The sequence below is a fragment of the Lactobacillus taiwanensis genome (assembly GCF_017894345.1).
Classification (GTDB): domain Bacteria; phylum Bacillota; class Bacilli; order Lactobacillales; family Lactobacillaceae; genus Lactobacillus; species Lactobacillus taiwanensis.
Window position 1 is genome coordinate 795,761 of record NZ_CP059276.1, and the last position, 17,612, is coordinate 813,372.

A 17,612-nucleotide genomic window follows, 5' to 3' on the forward strand; every position below is an offset into this window, starting at 1 on the left:
AAAAACGAGGAATACTTAGATAAATAATCTGAGTTTTCCTCGTTTTTTTATAAAATTGGTGATAATAATCGTGAGAAGTATTGTTTAAATTTACGCCAATTAGATTGATTGTCAAAATATTCTTTTGTTAGTAAAGTAGAGTCTTTTAAATCTTCTTCAAAAATCTCTTTGAGTTCTTTAGTCAGCTTAGAACTATAAGTAAATGCATTTACTTCAAAATTTAATTGATAACTGCGGAAGTCTTGATTAGCTGATCCAACAGAAGCAATATTAGATCCGCTGACAATAGTTTTTGCATGAATGAACCCATTATCATATTTATAAACTTTGACACCATTATTAACTAGATATTTTGCATAATATTCAGTTGCGCGATAGACAAAAGGATGATCTGGCATTGAAGGAATCATAATTCTTACATCAACACCACTTTTTGCTGCGATTATTAAAGCTTCTAAAATTGAGTCTCCAGGAATTAGATAGGGAGTTTGGATGTAGACGTAATTTTGCGCCTGGGCAATTATTTCTTCATATGCGCGACGAATACCAAAATCACTATTATCAGGTCCTGAAGAAACAATTTGCATTGGAACTAAGTTATCGGATTGAACAACTTTTAATTTAAAATTTTCAATCAAACTATCAACATTATATTTAGGTAGATGAGATTTGCGACAACTTGTATTCCAATCCATAGCAAAACGAATTTCCATCAGTAAAGCTGATTGCCCAACAACACGTAAATGAGTATCTCGCCAGTGTCCAAACTTTGGACTTCGATCTACATATTGGTCACCAATGTTAAAGCCACCGATATAGCCAACTTCATTATCAATTATTACTAACTTGCGATGTAAATGATAATTGGCACGTGGAGTAGTAAAGAAACGATTTCCAGCTGTTGAAATAAAGGGTTGAGCCTGTCCACCTAATTGACGCAATTTCTTAAAAAATGAAGGATGTGTACCGCGTGAACCACTTGCATCGTATAGGATTCTAATTTTAACTCCACGACTAGCAGCCTCTTCTAAAGCATGTAAGACTTGATTTCCCAATTGATCGTCATAAAAAGTATAGAATTCAATATTAATGCTATTTTTTGCTTGATCAATATTTTTTAGAATGTTTTTAAATAGAACTTGCCCATCTACGAAAGTTTCTACTTTATTATTGAAGGTTAAAAGGGCATCATCATTATTTAAGTTTAATTCTACTAATCGCCTACTACGTGGACTTTGGTCTTTACTTGGAAGTAAATCATGAATTCTTAGTAGTTTATTTTGCTCATTAAGAAAGCGATCGCGAAATTTCTTTTGTTCAGTTTTAATTGAAAAAATATCGTCATGAGATAATTGACGTCCGGTAAATAAATATAATATAAAACCAACATATGGCAAGATCGATAAAATTAAAAGCCATGCCCATGTAGAAGATATGTCACGATGACTACGAAAAACAGTCCAAATAGCTAAACCTACATTAATTAACCAAAGAACTTCAATAGTTCGTCGAATTATATCCCACGTTAAAATCATTAAAATTCCTCCAAAATATATAATATCTAATTCTACCACATCTAAGCACATACAAAATATAGTATATGTATTTACCAAGACACTAAATATATGGTATTTTAATGAGGAATATGCGCAATAGAAAGAAGAAAGAAAATGGCAACTTTAGAGCAACCATATTTAGACTTATTAAACAAAATTATGTCTGAGGGACATGATAAGGAAGATAGAACAGGAACAGGTACCAGAAGTTTATTTGGTGCGCAAATGAGATTTGATCTAAGCCAGGGCTTTCCTATTCTAACTACTAAAAGAATTCCGTTTGGGCTTATTAAAAGCGAATTATTATGGTTTCTACGGGGAGATACTAATATTCGATTTTTATTGGAACATAATAATCATATTTGGGATGAGTGGGCTTTTAAAAATTGGATAGAAAGTTCTGATTATAATGGCCCTGATATGACGGATTTCGGACTTAGAAGTCAAAAAGATCCTGAATTTAAGAAGATTTATCAAGAAGAAATGCAAAAGTTTGATCAAAAAATATTAAAAGATCAAGCTTTTGCAGAAAAATATGGAAATTTAGGAGACGTATATGGCGCCCAATGGCGACACTGGAAAAAACGTGAAGGTGGCTTTATTGATCAAATTCAAAATGTAATTGATCAAATAAAGAAGACACCATATTCTAGGCGTTTAATTGTCAGTGCTTGGAATCCAGAAGATGTTCCAACTTCTGCGTTGCCACCATGTCATGTTTTATTTCAGTTTTATGTTAATGATGGAAAATTAGGTTTACAGCTGTATCAAAGATCAGGGGATATGTTTTTAGGAGTGCCGTTTAATATTGCAAGTTACTCTTTGCTCGTTAATCTAATTGCACGAGAAACAGGTTTAAAACCAGGTGAATTTATTCATACTTTGGGAGATGCTCATATTTATAAAAATCCTTTTAATCAAGTGAAGGATTTATTGAGTAAAAAGCCCTATAATTCTCCTCAACTTTGGTTAAATCCTGATAAAAAAATGGTTCAAGATTTTGAAATGTCAGATATCAAGTTAATTGATTATCGACATCATGGCACAATTAAGGCACCAGTAGCCGTTTAAGAATAAGGAGATATCAATGCTAAGATTTATTTGGGCAGAAGATGAAGCCAGTTATATTGGTTACCAAGGTAGGTTACCCTGGCATTTACCAGCTGATATGAAACATTTTAAAGAATTAACTTCTGATCATGTAATTGTTATGGGAAGAAAAACTTTTGAAAGTTTTCCTGGGCTCCTTCCTAAAAGAGAGCATGTTATTCTTTCGACTAACCCAATCTTGCAGCGTGAATATCAAGATAATCCACGCGTTAAGATCTTTTCACAGATTGAACAATTAAGAAATTGGCTAGGAAATCATTCTAATGAAATAATTGATATTATTGGTGGAGCGAGACTTTTTGAAGAATTTAAAAATGATGTTGATATTCTTCAAAAAACCAAGATCCATCATATATTTGTTGGTGATACGAAAATGCCGGATATGAATTATGACGATTTTAAGTTGTTTAATGTTGAAAAACATTCAGCAGATAACAAAAATGAATTTGATTATGATTTTTTAGAATATAAGAGAATTAAAAAATAAAATCTCCCTTAGACTGTTAATCCTTCGTTTATAAAGAAAGATTGGCAGTCCTTTTTTATAATTTTAGTTACCGGTAACAGTTTATTTAATATTGAAAGCATTTTCATCCTTGCTTAATATAAAATTATGAAAGCGCTTAGGCGTAATAGTGAGGGAGAAAATTATGAATAAAAATAATGAAGTATCTGGTTTGCCAAAACTTGCTAAAAGTATAATTTGGATGATTAACTTTGGATATTTAGGTATCCAAATTGCCTTTACACTTGAAACATCACAAATGAGTCGTATTTTTCAAACTTTAGGTGCTGACCCAACGAAATTAGGTTGGTTCTTCATTTTGCCTCCTTTAGCTGGTCTAGTGGTCCAACCAGCTATTGGATCACTATCTGATAAAACATGGGCTCCAAAACTTGGCGGAAGAAGATTACCGTATTTATTAATTGGGATGATCTTTGCGGTAGTTATGATGTTACTTTTGCCAAATATTGGTAATTTTGGTTTGGGATATGGATCTATTGAAGCTTTAGTATTTGGTGCTATTGCAATTGCCATTTTAGATGTGGCGGCCAATATGGCGATGCAACCATTTAAAATGATGATTGGGGATATGGTTAATGATGAACAAAAATCATATGCTTACGGTATTCAGAGTATGCTTTCAAACTCTGGTGCAGTAATTGCAGCATTTTTCCCATTCTTATTAACAGTTTTAGGTGTGGCCAATACTGCTAAAAAGGGTGTAGTGCCTCAATCGGTTGTAATTTCATTTTATGTAGGTGCTGTAATCCTTGTTATTACTAGCTTGTTAACCGTAACAAAGGTCCATGAATATGATCCTAAAACTTATGCACGTTATCATGGTATTAAAGAAGAAGATAATAAAAAGGATGGTAACTGGTTTGTATTACTAAAACATGCACCTAAAGTTTTTTGGGAAGTTTCATTAGTACAATTATTTTGTTGGTTTTCATTTCAATATTTGTCTACTTACGCTACAGGGGCTATTGCCAAAAATGTATGGAGAGCAGTTGATCCCGCTTCTTCAGGTTACCAATTAGCAGGTAACTGGTTTGGTGTTTTAACGGCTGTACAATCTATTGCAGCAGTAATTTGGTCATATGTTTTAGCAAAAGTACCAAATGATCATCATAAGTTAGGTTATGGAATTAGTTTATTATTAGGAGCTGTAGGATATGGATCAATCTTTTTTGTTCACTCACAGAATTTACTTATTTTATCATTTGTTTTAATCGGAATGTCTTGGGCTGCGATGAATACTTATCCTTTAACTATGGTTTCTAACGCCTTATCTGGCAAACACATGGGGACTTATTTAGGATTATTTAACTGTTCAATTTGTTTACCGCAAATAATCGCGTCATTACTAAGCTTTGCATTATTCCCACTGATGAAATATTCAATGCCCGCAATGATGTTAACAGCAGGTGTTTCAGGAATATTAGCAGCAATTTGCGTTTTGTTTATCAAGGAAACTTATCAAAATTAATTCATTTTATTGTGTTATATCTAAAAAAGCAGATTACTATTTTTGAAGTGTCTCATAATTGTTAGACATAAATCTAATGATTGTGAGGCACTTTTTTATGACCAGATATTCAACTGAATTAAAAATAGAAGTTGTTTCTAAATATTTAAATCATGTTAATTCATTATTAGGATTAGAAAAAGAATATGATATTCCTAATTATCAAATTTTTAGATGGGTTAAATTTGCACAAAAACAAGGATTAGAGGCTCTTAGAGTTAAGCATACTAAGAAAGAATATTCTTTTGAATTTAAACTCGATGTGGTACGCTACTATCTAACTAATAATCAAGAACGAACAGAGGCAGCAGCTAGGTTTAATATCAACTCTTCTCAAGTATATTCTTGGACACATAAATTTAATGAAGAAGGCATTGCTGGGCTGAAACTTAATCAGAAAGGATGCCCACGTAAAATACCTAAAAAGACGAAGCATATCAAAAAAAGAGCTCAGCGAGAAGGAAAAGTACGAAGAGAAAATCTTACAACAAGAAGCTAAATTAGAAAAATTACGTATAGAGAACTTAATCTTAAAAAAGTGGCTGCCCGATATCCACGTTATCCAATAGACGAAAATCACAAATAATCCTGGATATTCGGGCTGAAGAACCTCAAGTTAAGCTTAAGACCTTATTTAAGCTGCTTAATTTAAATCGCAAAACTTACTACGATAATATCAAAAATCGTCTTGACAAGACTGATAAATACGCTAAAGTTAAGGAAAAGATCAAAGAAATATATTATGGTGAAGCTGATGAAACATATGGTTATCGTCCATGTGGGCTGCTTTAAGAGATGAAGGTATTAAGCTTGCGATGGAAACAGTGCGAAAAATAATGCGAGGTATTGGCATTAAAACCACACTGTATCATAAGAATACAGCTAAATATAGCTCTTATAAGGGGAATGTTGGCAAGAAGGCACCAAATATTCTTAACCAAACCTTTGATGAAACCAGGCCTTATCATGTTCTACATACTGATGTGACAGAATATAAGCTAACTAATGGCAGAAAAGTTTATATCTCCAGTAGTGGATGAAGCATCTTTAGAAATCTTAGCTTGTTCAGTTAGCCCCTCTCCTGAGATGAAAACTATTTATAAAATGCTTGATGAGTTAGAGAAACATTTGCCTAAAGAGGCTAATCCTATCCTGCATTCAGATCAAGAATTTCAGTATCAAAATCCTGGCTATCAAGCTAGATTAAAAGAGATAAATATTATTCAAAGCATGTCACGCAAAGGTAACTGTCATGATAATGCACCTGGAGAAACAATATTTAATCTAATGAAAAGAGAAAAACTAAATCGCTTGAAGATTGGTTCATTGGAAGAAATGGAAAAAGTACTTCAAGAATATATCTACTGGTTCAATAACATCAGACGTTCCAATAAACTAAAATACACGCCCCCTGTTAAATACAGAAATCGTGTATTATCAAATATTTAAAAATTTATAAAATGTCTAACTTTTGTATGGCACTTCACATAAATATTGGTTTTTTAATAATATTTTTATGAAGTAATGCATGTAAACAAATTATTTAGCGAGTTATATTAAAATATAAGATTAAAAATGTTGACATGATTAAAAAAGCATATTATTATTAGTTTCAAATAAGAATGCTTTTAGCGTTTTAAAGTTAGGTGTTGATTTAAATGAAAGAAGTATCAACAGAAGAAGTTATTGATTTGACTACTTTAGATGTAACTTTAAGTTACCCTCAAAAGGGAAACAGCTGGCAACTTTGGAATTAGTCTGAGGATTATCAAAAAGGCACATGAATCAAAAAATCCTACTAAATCGTGGTAATAATACGCCTTGATTTAATAGGATTTTTATTTTAATAAAAATTCTAATTAATTTAGAAGTATTTTTAATATTTTTAAGGTGAAAGATGTTTATATTACAAGATGGTATTTTTTTATTTAAGTCACTTGATGATAAGAAACTAATAATTAGAAATTATGTAAATGGTTTAGTTATAAAAATAAATTATCAAGATTCTTTAAAAGATTTATCATGCTATTTAAAAAACCACGAAGTAAAGAAGAAATTATCACAAAATTTTCTGATATAAAAAAGGATAATTTATTATCTACAATTCAAATGCTGAAAAAGTATGATGTAATCTCTACAGTGGAAGCTCATAAAAAAATAAATGTATGCTTAATTGGAGTAGGAACTACAGGGAGTCATATTGCTAATGATTTAAAAAATTTAAGTAATATAAAAAGTTTAGTAGTGGTCGATCCAGACATTGTTAGTGAAGATAATTTATATAGACAGAATTATGTGAAAAGTGATTTGAATAAAAAGAAAGTAGAAGTTCTTTTTGAAAGAGGTGAGCGCCCTTCGATTATTCCAATCGATATTATGTGTAATAATTCAGCCAAAATTGTTGATTTATGCAAGGAATATAAGATAGATATAGTGATTCAAGCTGGAGATTATCCATCTACAAGAGAATTGGCTAAATTAACAGAAATTGCCGCGAACGAATTAAATATCCCCTATATTATTAATGTGGGATACATAAGCAATGTTGTTTCGTTACCAGAATTCTATTATCCCAACAATGTATATGATTTTTTATATAAACATGAAATTTATAAAGAGAAACTAGTATTTACTAATGCAAATAATAAGGCACAGTCATCTATAGTAGCACGACAAATAAGTGACTATTGTGCTGGTAAAAAAACTTTTAAGTATCGGGAACGAGTTTTTTGATATTAGAGCTTTAGAATGGAGGACAGAAAAAATTGAATAAAAATTTAAATCTAAACTTTAGTAATGGTCTCTGGTTTCAAGGATTTAGAAAAAATGAGGATAGCCAACAATATACTTTAGGAGTAGTTAAATGAAGTATGTAATTCGAACCTATCCCAAACAAATATTACTGTTTAGTGTTTTATCGGTCATTTTAGCTATCTTAAATGTATCCAATGCTTTAGTTCTACAATTAATGATGAATGTAGCTACCAAAAAATCAAGTTTAAGCTACTCCTTTTTAGTCCTTATTGTCATCAGTTATATCATCATAAATGCAATTTTTTATTATTTTCAACAATATAATTCAGAATATTTAGCTAAAAAATCAATTAGCTTATATCGAAATATTATTTTTGAAAGAATCTCTGCTCAGAGAATTTCTTCTTTTACTAAAAAAGATAGTGGAGAGTATATTTCTTTAATGACTTCTCAAATGGATACGTTAGAACAAAATTACTTTACTGCTATTTTTTGGGGAAGTTACTTATTAATTCAGTTTATTACGGCATGTATTGTTGCGTTCTTTATTAATCCTGTAATGGCTCTTGTAGCTATTATATTAAGTATTCCAAATATGTTCTTACCGTTGTTATTTAGAAAAGTTCTTGAAAAAACAACTATTAAAACTGTTAAGGCTACCGACACCTATATTTCTAAAATTTCAGATTATTTGAAAGGATTCGTAGACTGGAAAATAAATGGTGGAAGTAGTTTTGTGAAAAAGCAAGAAAAGTCAGCTAATAAGACTTTGCTTGCTAACCAAAAGAATGAAGTTAGAGCTATGAATCTATCTACTGTTTTTAATAATACTTTTTCCAATATCTTGTACTTAGGAACATGGCTGATAGGATCTTTTTTGATTTTAAATAAAAGTATGACTGTAGGAGCAATTGTTGCATTTTCACAATTGGTTACAAATATTTCATTTCCAATTTATAGCTTTTCTGATATGTTTTCTCAGATAGTTAGTGGGAAAAAATTATTCAAGGAAATTGAGTCAGGTTTTGTTAACGTTAAGAAAAATAATCCAGAAATACAAACTATTTCTGATTTCAAAAATATTAAATTTGATAATGTAAGCGTAGTTTATAATTCTGAACGTGTAGTTAAAATCGGAAATCTTGAAATATCCAATGATAAGAAATATGTGATCCATGGTCCAAGTGGAAGTGGAAAAACTACACTATTTAAACTTTTAACTAAACAAATATTAGATTATCAGGGAAGTATTCTATTCAATAATATCAATATTAAAAAGATTAAAGATAATAGTATCTTTTCACAAGTTAGTTACTTACCTCAATCAGGTCACATATTTTCAACGACATTAATCAATAATCTCACTTTGTTTAACACAGAGAAATACCCAAAAGAAGACTTATTCAAAGTTTTAAGATTTGTAGAGCTTAGGAAATGGGCTAATGAAGAAGAATTGTATAGAAAGATTGATCCTCAAAAAATATCTGGAGGAGAAGCTAAGAGAATAGAACTAGCACGCTTATTATTAGATAAAAAGAATATTTTGATTCTAGATGAGTTTTCCTCTGGCTTAGACGAAGTTACTCGTCATAAAATTGAAAGTAAACTATTTAATTTAGAAAGTACAATTTTGTACATTACCCATAATTTGGATGATGAGCTTAGAGAAAAAGCTGATAAAATTATTGAAATTAAAAAATAAAAGTCAAGATTTGTACCATTTGATACATTTCTCGCCAAGTAGACAGTAGAAATACGTAAAGCTTTTACTCCTCAGTTGATTAATTTCGGCTGAGGAATTTTTTGCTTTCTTAATCTTCAATCTTCTTTTCCTTTATCTTTTGCCAGTATTTCTTAATTCGATGATTTGGAGTAATGGTACAATTTTTAATATTGCCATTCATTGCCTCTTTGCGCATTTCACTAGCAGTTTTGATGTAAATGCGTTAGAAGCAAGATTTTAAAAACAACCACACCTAATGCAACAACAGGAAATCCGCAACCACAAATTTCAATTTTACCAGATGGAATATTAAATTCAGTTGGCTTAGCTAATACATCAGACGTTCTAATAAACTAAAATACACGACCCCTGTCAAATACAGAAATCGTGTATTATCAAATATTTAAAAATTTATAAAATGTCTAACTTTTATATGGCACTTCATTTTTAAGTAATCTGCTTTTTTCAATTATTTGTTTTTCATAATTGGTTGATAGAATAGGTCAATTACAACTGCTGCAAGTAGGGCAACAATAATAGTTAATCCGAGATTTGCAAAACTAATTTGAGTCATTGCTAAACCTAATAATGCTAAAGCAAAAGTAAGCAAGACATCTATAACTTGTACAATAGCAACCGATTTTGATGGAGCTGATTGCCAGAAGAATTTTCTTGTTCTAGTAATTAGTACAATTAGCATAGCACTTAAAACAAGATATACGTAAACCATTGTTGAAACTGTACCTTGAGCATAATTGCGTGACACTAAATACCAAACAAAGCCAAAACCAATTGCAGTCCAGCCAGCAGCAAGTGAAAAGGCAATCTTAGCCAATTTAAGCATATTCCAACTTTCAGGTTTATAGGTAATGTGTGTATTATCAGTCCCAATCATCATTGTTACCATATTATTCATAATAGTATAGATAACCATTGCGTTTAAAGCCATTGGAATATAGTTAAAGCAAAGGTAACCAAAAGTTAATAACATAGTTAATTCAGCAGTACGAGATAGTTTGGTAAGTGACCACGTAGTCATTCTTTGATAAACACGGTGACCAGCATCGAGGATTTTAACGATTGGACTTAGTCCATCTTCTAAAAGTACCATCTTGCCGCTTCGTTTTGCGACGTCAGCTGCATTTGAAACAGCGATTCCAACTTCGGCTTGTTTTAGAGCAGGCGCGTCGTTAACACCATCTCCAGTCATTCCTACGATATATCCATCTTGTTGGAAAAGTTTAACCATATTTAATTTATCTTCTGGTAAAACATCTGCAATTCCTGCTAAATCATTAACATCTGTATTTTTATTAAAATCATGAATTGAGATAACTTTACCAGTTAAGCCAACTTCTTTAGCAACAGCTTCTGCAGTTCTGCGGTTGTCTCCAGTAAGCATAATTGGCTTAATGCCACGTCTTTTAAGCTCCTCTAGAGCTTTTTTGGAATCCGATCTTACTTTATCGCGTAGAATGAATACTCCAGCTAATCTATCATTAATTAAAACTGCCACTGATCGTCCAGCGGTAAAGTCAATTCCTTTAGCTTCCTTTTCCGCATTTTTATCGATTAGAGATAATTGTTTAAATGAACCTAACTTGATATTGTAGTCTCCAACTTCAGCCATTGAGTAACCAGTATCTGAAGTAAAAGGAATAAATTTTTTAGGAGTGTCAGGTGCAACACCTTTTTCTTTTAAATAATCATCAATAGCGTTATCAATGATGCTGGGACTACGTTTATCAGTTGCTGCTCCAGCTAGCGCAAGAACTTCTTGGTTTGGTAACTTACTTAAATTATCCCAGTGGGAAACGGAAGTTTTATTTTCTGTAATAGTACCAGTCTTGTCAAGCAATAGTAAGTTCAAATTGGCTGCATCTTGAATCCCGGTTAGGTCAGACGTTAACACTCCTTCCTTACTTAGACGGGTAGCTTCAAAAGAGTTAGATAGAGCAAAAGTTGATGGCATTGCGACAGGAATCGAAGCAATAAACATCATTGCTAAGAATGGCAACATTTCAATAACATTTTGACCACGGATTAATGCAGCAATTACTAGAATTAAGGTTAAGACACCATCTAGTAAGCAAAGATAATAGATAATTCTGGTCAATAATTGTTGTAAGTGACCAGGAGCAGCTGAATTGTTGATCAGGTTAATTGTTTTCCCGGATCGTGAATTGCTTCCTGTAGCTACAACTGTGGCTAAGGCATCTCCATCAACTACAGTAGTTCCAGCATAAGCAGTATCACCAACCGATTTTTTTATTGCTTTTGATTCACCAGTGATGGAACTTTCATCAACTGTAATTTGACCTTGAGCAATTTTTACATCTGCTGCTAAAACATCTCCACGCTTTAAGCTTATTAGATCACCAACAGCCAGAAATTTTGAATTTATTTGTTGCCATTTTCCATCTCTTTTTACTGAAACAGAAGGAGTTAATTCATGCGAAATGGTATTTAAAACGCGACGTGATTTTTTCTTTTGAGTTGCACCATTAAACGCAGCAAACAAAAGCATTAATAGCACAAATAAAGATTGTATCCATTTTCCTAAAATGCATTCTAGTAAAAGGGCTGCTTCTAAAATCCAAGCTGATAAGTTCCACAATTTAGACATGAATTCTTTAAAAAAGTTAAATTCAGGTTCTGGAACTTCATTTAGACCATCTTTTTTCAGACGCTCTTCTGCTTGGGATTGGGTTAGTCCTTGCAGTTTTTTATTTTCCATAATAATCCTCCGATATTTATCTAATTTCCTAAAATATTTTAGCGCAGTTCTTGTTATTAAGAAAATATCAAATTAAGATAGAAGATATTAAAAATATAGATAATTTAGAAGATGAATGATAATGAATATTAAACAATTAAAGTATTTTTTAGTAGTTGCTGAAGAAAGGCAGATTACTTCTGCAGCTAAAAAGTTATACATTGCTCAACCGCCGTTAAGTTATCAACTAAAACAACTGGAAAAGGAGGTTGGAACCCAGCTTTTTGTCCGAAATGCACATGGAATAGAATTAACAGAAGAAGGAAAAATTTTTCAAAAGTATGCTGAGAAGATTGTTAATCTTAGCTTGGCAGTCACAAGTCAAATTCATCAAATTAAAGAAGGCGAATTAGGAAAAATTAGAATTGGAGTTATTTCATCATGTGGGGGAGTTGTACCTAATAAGCAGTTTAAACAACTAATAAATTATTACCCAAGTGTATCTTTTGAAATACATGAAGCTAATACTTTTGGGATTGTAGAACAATTGCAGGATGGAATTTTAGATTTAGGAATTGTTAGAACACCTTTTAATTTAGAAGGATTGAATTCTAAAGATTTTTATCAAGAACATATGGTTGCGGTAGCAAATAATGATTTTTTACAGGAAAATGAAATTGATCATCTTAGTCAATTAGAGAATAAACCATTAATTTTATATCGTCGTTTTCAAGAAATATTTAATAGAAGTTTTCGTCATCAAGGGATAAGGCCTTTTTATGCTGTAATATGTGATGATGCTAGAACTGCAATTCATTGGGCAGATGAAGGATTGGGAGTGGCACTAGTTCCAGAATCAATTGCGCATACTTATGGTAAAAGTAAAATTATTCCAATTAAACATGAACATTGGATTACTCACTTAAATTTGGTGTGGCGTAAAGATAGGCAAGTAACACCATTAATGGATAAAATAATTGAAATGTTTTAATTAAAAAAGGCTAACCTTACAGATTAGCCACATAAATTAGTTATTTTTAGAAATTTTATGATTTAAGTAACGTTCAATAGCCTGACGCATCAACTTAACTTTGCGGGGCTTGTAAATAATGATCCTTGCCATAATATGAGTCCTTTCGTTGTATCAATCGGTATATTTTTAAGATACAAGAAAAGTGTGAAATAATAATGACTTTTTAAAGATTAATTTTAGAATTGCGGATAATAAAAAAATCGTAAGCTTTTGCTTACGATTAAAAATTCTATTTCAATTTTAAGGAGAGTACAGGATTTGAACCTGCGCGCCGGTATAAGCCGGTTCGCCGGATTTCGAGTCCGGTGCATTACCACTCTGCCAACTCTCCAAATACAACGATTTAATTATAACAATTTAGGAATAAATGGTAAATACAAAAAATATTTAAATAAAATTTAAAAACGTATGTGTTTTATTTATTTGCTGTTACAATGATCATTAGCACATTTGATTGAGGTTAGATAAAAGTGAAATTGCATTGTTTAATTCAATTAATGATTTCGGCGATAATTTTGCTGGGTTTAATATTTAACATTAGAAATTCTCGCTTATTTAATTTTTATGACCATTTATTACACCATAAACTTGTTAGAAATAGAGAAGGTAAGATCTGGAAGATTATTACTATCTTGAATGAACCTAAAGTAATAGTAGTTTGGGATTTTATATTAGCAGGACTTTTAGTTATGTTAAAACACCCTTGGCTTGCTATTTGGGCTTTGGGGACGTTAGCAGTAACTGATGCAGTAGGGATTTTCTTGAAACATTCAGTTAAAAGAAGAAGACCTCTATCAATGAAAACTTATCGAGATGGATATAGTTTTCCTAGTGGACATGTTTTAAGTGCGACAATTATGTCACTTATGCTTTGGCAAATTTTTGGTCATGTAATGGGAATTTGGCTATTAGTTACGCTAATAATTGCTTGGGGACTAGTAGTAATTTCTCGCTTAAACATGAGAGCGCACTACCCATCAGACGTTTTAGGTGCTACAAGTTTGGCTCTATTTTGTTTTACAATTGCACAACAGCTTTTAGGATTGGCTTTTTAATAAGTCAATCTTTTTTGTAAAAAATAATTGCTTTCTTTAGTTTACATCCTCACAAAGTTGCTTTAAAATAAATCTGTAGTCAAAAGGGCTATGCCTAAAAGCGACGAAAAACACTGGCTAAATGCCAATTCGGTTAGTTTGTATTTTTCGCCACAAATTTAAGGAGGATTTTTTTAATGCTCAAATCAGTTATTGAGAATGTACATGCACTTGAAATCTTTGATTCACGTGGTAACCCAACTGTTGAAGTTTTCGTTACTCTTTCAAACGGTGTTGTAGGTAAGGCTGAAGTTCCATCAGGTGCTTCAACTGGTGAAAACGAAGCTGTTGAATTACGTGATGGTGGTTCACGTCTTGGTGGTAAAGGTGTTATGAACGCTGTTAACAACGTTAACACTGAAATTAACGACGCTTTAAAGGGATTAGATCCACATGATCAACCAAACATCGATGCTACTATGATTGCTTTAGACGGCACTCCAAACAAAGGTCGTCTAGGTGCTAACGCTATCTTAGGTGTATCTATGGCCACTGCTGCTGCAGCGGCTAAGGATAATCACCAACCATTATACCGTTACCTTGGTGGTACTGACCTTGAAATGCCTCAAACTTTCCACAACGTTATTAACGGTGGGGAACACGCAGACAACGGTATTGATATTCAAGAATTCATGATTACTCCAGTTGCTAAGACTTCATTCCGTGATGGTTTTGAAAAGATCGTTAACGTATACCACACTTTGAAGAAAGTTCTTGAAGACATGGGTTACGAAACTGGTTTAGGTGACGAAGGTGGTTTCGCTCCTAACATGAAGAACTCAGAAGAAGCTTTGAAGGCATTACATGAATCAATCATCAAGGCTGGTTACAAGCCAGGTGAAGATATTGCTATTGCATGTGACTGTGCTGCTTCATACTTCTACAACAAAGAAGATGGCAAGTACCACCTTGAAGGTAAAGTTCTTACTGACGAAGAATTGGCAGACTACTACGACAAGTTACTTGACGAATTCCCAGAATTAATTTCTATGGAAGATCCATACGATGAAAACGATGTTGAAGGTATGGTTAAGTTTACTGAAAGCCACAAGGACCGTATCCAAATCGTTCTTGACGACTTCATTTGTACTAATCCTAAGCTTTTGAACAAAGCTATTCACGAAGGTGCTGGTAACGCTTCATTAATTAAGTTGAACCAAATCGGTACTGTTACTGAAACTCTTGAAACTATTCGTCTTTCACGTAAGAATGGTTACAACACTATGATTTCTCACCGTTCAGGTGAAACTGGTGATACTTTCATCGCTGACTTCGCAGTTGCTGTTAACGGTGGTCAATTGAAGACTGGTGCTCCAGCTCGTTCAGAACGTGTTGAAAAGTACAACCGTTTACTTGAAATCGAAGAAGAACTTGGTAAGGGTGAACGTTTAGCATTCTTCCCAGACAACGTTGACTTAGACTAATTAAGTTAATATTTTAAAAAAGAGGTTGATTTTTAATCAATCTCTTTTTTTGTGCTTGAGATAACTATAAAAAGTAAGTAAACTAGATATCATAGATAGAAAGGAAGATTAGTTGAAAAAGAAAATTAGATCTTTTGATAATAAGACTGTACTCATGATTGGACGAATTGGATCAATATTATCTGTGTTAATGTATGTTTCCTATATTCCGCAAATTATGAATAATTTACAAGAAAATTATGGTAATCCCATTTAACCACTTGTAGCTGCTATAAACTGCCTTTTTGGGGTTCTATATGCTTTATTAAGAGAGAAAAAGGATTGGCCATTGTTTGTAGCTAACTTTCCAGGTATTTTATTTGGATTAGCTACATTCATTACCAGTTTGCATTAGATTTTTCATAAAGTGACTTTCTATAATGTGTTATAACTAAAAATTAGATGTAAGAGGGGAAAATAATTTGATTACTGTCTCAGATTTGAGTTTAAATTTATCTGGTCGTACATTATACGAAGATGTTAACTTAAAATTCACTCCCGGTAATTGTTATGGAGTAATCGGAGCCAATGGCGCCGGGAAATCTACTTTTTTAAAACTATTAGAGGGTAAAATTGAACCGACTACTGGAAATATATCCATTGATGCCAATGAAAGAATGTCCAGTTTAAATCAGGATCACTTTGCTTTTGAAGATTTTACTGTTTTAGATACAGTAATTCAGGGACATAAAGAACTTTATCAAGTAATGAAAGAAAAGGATGAACTTTATTCTAAACCTGATTTTAGTGATGAAGACGGTGTTAAAGCTGCTGAACTTGAATCTAAGTTTGCGGAACTAGATGGTTGGAATGCAGAAGCCGATGCTTCAAAATTATTGCAATCACTAGGTATTCCAGAAGATATGCATCAGAGTAAGATGAGTGAGCTTCCTGAAGCTGAAAAAGTTAAGGTGCTATTAGCTCAAGCTTTATTTGGCAATCCTGATATTCTTTTGCTTGACGAGCCAACTAATGGTTTGGATGTGCATACTGTAAATTGGTTAGAAGATTTTTTGGCTGACTATCCAAATATTGTTATTGTTGTTTCTCACGATCGTCACTTTTTGAATCAAGTATGTACACAAATGTGTGACGTTGACTATGGTAAAATCCAACTTTATATGGGAAATTATGATTTCTGGTATGAATCAAGTAAGTTAGCTTCTGAATTAGCAGCAAATCAAAATGCTAAGAAAGAGGAAAAAATTAAAGAATTACAAGAATTTATTGCCCGCTTTTCAGCAAATGCCTCCAAATCAAAGCAAGCTACTTCAAGAAAGAAGCAATTAGAGAAGATTACGCTTGATGATATTAAACCTTCATCACGTAAATACCCTTATGTAAAATTTGAAATGCATCGTGATTTAGGAAATGATCTTTTAAAAGTTGAAGATGTTTCTTACAGTATTGATGGTGAAAAGATTTTAGACCATGTTTCGTTTATTGTCCGTCCCGGAGATAAAGTTGCCTTTTTATCACGTAATACTTTAGCTACAACCGCTTTAATGGATATTATTGCTGGAAAAATCAAGCCAGAGACGGGTACTGTGACTTGGGGTCAAACAACAGCATTCAATTATATGTCTCGTGATTTAAATGCTAATTTTAACAATGATGAATTAACAATTTTAGATTGGCTTCGTCAATATGCGACAAAAGAACAGGACGATAATACTTTCCTAAGAGGCTTCTTAGGTAGGATGCTCTTCTCAGGCGATGAAATTGATAAAAAGATAAAAGTTCTTTCTGGTGGTGAGAAGGTTCGTTGTCAGCTTTCAAGAATGATGCTTGAGCCAGCTAATGTATTGGTAATGGATGATCCGACTAACCACTTGGATTTAGAGTCAATTACATCTCTTAATGATGCGTTAAAAGACTATCAAGGATCAATCCTATTTACTTCTCATGATCATGAATTTATTCAAACTATTGCAGATCATATTATTGAAGTAGGATCTAAGGGAATTGTCAGTCGTGCAGAGACTAGTTATGATGAATTTTTAAATAATTCAAATATTCAAGATCAAGTTGAAAAGATTTACTAATATTATATAAAGAGGGATTTGTAAATTCCTTTTTATTTTACTCTTAAATAAAAGAAAAAAACTTTGACAAATAGGACACAAAATT

The 17,612-nt window shown here is 32.3% G+C and carries 11 protein-coding genes, 1 tRNA gene and 3 pseudogenes; 12 read left to right on the plus strand and 3 right to left on the minus strand.

The window, feature by feature from the left end:
- Nucleotides 1-47 precede the first annotated feature (47 nt).
- Complete coding sequence (cls, locus tag H1A07_RS03800; RefSeq protein ID WP_094503195.1) at nt 48-1,535, minus strand: cardiolipin synthase; 1,488 nt, start codon at nt 1,533-1,535, stop codon at nt 48-50.
- 135 nt (nt 1,536-1,670) lie between these two features.
- Between cls and H1A07_RS03805 the strand changes: the two genes are divergently transcribed.
- The 7 genes and pseudogenes from H1A07_RS03805 to H1A07_RS03835 form a co-directional block, all read left to right on the plus strand.
- Nucleotides 1,671-2,627 (plus strand): thymidylate synthase, encoded by a 957-nt coding sequence (locus tag H1A07_RS03805; protein WP_210145391.1) that lies wholly within the window; start codon nt 1,671-1,673, stop codon nt 2,625-2,627.
- 16 nt (nt 2,628-2,643) lie between these two features.
- Complete coding sequence (locus H1A07_RS03810) at nt 2,644-3,153, plus strand: dihydrofolate reductase (protein ID WP_210145392.1); 510 nt, start codon at nt 2,644-2,646, stop codon at nt 3,151-3,153.
- A 163-nt stretch (nt 3,154-3,316) separates the two neighbouring features.
- A complete protein-coding gene (locus tag H1A07_RS03815) occupies nt 3,317-4,660 on the plus strand; it encodes an SLC45 family MFS transporter (protein ID WP_210145393.1) in 1,344 nt (447 codons plus the stop codon).
- Between the two features lie 97 nt (nt 4,661-4,757).
- Nucleotides 4,758-6,148: pseudogene (locus H1A07_RS03820) on the plus strand (IS3 family transposase).
- Nucleotides 6,149-6,721: 573 nt separating this feature from the next.
- Nucleotides 6,722-7,432, plus strand: coding sequence for a ThiF family adenylyltransferase (locus H1A07_RS03825; protein ID WP_210145394.1), 711 nt, complete (start codon nt 6,722-6,724; stop codon nt 7,430-7,432).
- Between the two features lie 130 nt (nt 7,433-7,562).
- Entirely contained in the window at nt 7,563-9,155 is a 1,593-nt protein-coding gene (locus H1A07_RS03830; protein WP_210145395.1) for an ATP-binding cassette domain-containing protein, read from the plus strand.
- A 255-nt stretch (nt 9,156-9,410) separates the two neighbouring features.
- Nucleotides 9,411-9,509: pseudogene (locus tag H1A07_RS03835) on the plus strand (dihydroorotate dehydrogenase catalytic subunit); the annotation flags it as partial.
- A gap of 136 nt (nt 9,510-9,645) precedes the next feature.
- Here H1A07_RS03835 and H1A07_RS03840 read toward each other — a convergent pair.
- Complete coding sequence (locus tag H1A07_RS03840) at nt 9,646-11,913, minus strand: HAD-IC family P-type ATPase (RefSeq protein ID WP_210145396.1); 2,268 nt, start codon at nt 11,911-11,913, stop codon at nt 9,646-9,648.
- A gap of 121 nt (nt 11,914-12,034) precedes the next feature.
- Here H1A07_RS03840 and H1A07_RS03845 point away from each other — a divergent pair, with 121 nt between their 5' ends.
- Nucleotides 12,035-12,883, plus strand: a complete 849-nt coding sequence (locus H1A07_RS03845; protein ID WP_153939060.1) for a LysR family transcriptional regulator — start codon at nt 12,035-12,037, stop codon at nt 12,881-12,883.
- 285 nt (nt 12,884-13,168) lie between these two features.
- Here the strand turns inward: H1A07_RS03845 and H1A07_RS03850 are convergent.
- A tRNA-Ser gene (locus H1A07_RS03850) sits at nt 13,169-13,256 on the minus strand.
- Nucleotides 13,257-13,395: 139 nt separating this feature from the next.
- Here H1A07_RS03850 and H1A07_RS03855 point away from each other — a divergent pair.
- The 4 genes and pseudogenes from H1A07_RS03855 to H1A07_RS03870 all read left to right on the plus strand — a co-directional run bounded on the left by H1A07_RS03855 (nt 13,396) and on the right by H1A07_RS03870 (nt 17,527).
- Nucleotides 13,396-13,980 carry a phosphatase PAP2 family protein gene (locus H1A07_RS03855; protein WP_210145397.1) on the plus strand — a complete coding sequence of 195 codons (585 nt, stop codon included), beginning with the start codon at nt 13,396-13,398 and terminating at the stop codon, nt 13,978-13,980.
- A gap of 176 nt (nt 13,981-14,156) precedes the next feature.
- Complete coding sequence (eno, locus tag H1A07_RS03860) at nt 14,157-15,443, plus strand: phosphopyruvate hydratase (RefSeq protein WP_057718442.1); 1,287 nt, start codon at nt 14,157-14,159, stop codon at nt 15,441-15,443.
- A gap of 154 nt (nt 15,444-15,597) precedes the next feature.
- Nucleotides 15,598-15,837, plus strand: a pseudogene (locus tag H1A07_RS03865) (hypothetical protein).
- A 67-nt stretch (nt 15,838-15,904) separates the two neighbouring features.
- Nucleotides 15,905-17,527 (plus strand): ABC-F family ATP-binding cassette domain-containing protein, encoded by a 1,623-nt coding sequence (locus H1A07_RS03870; protein ID WP_057718443.1) that lies wholly within the window; start codon nt 15,905-15,907, stop codon nt 17,525-17,527.
- Nucleotides 17,528-17,612 lie beyond the last annotated feature (85 nt).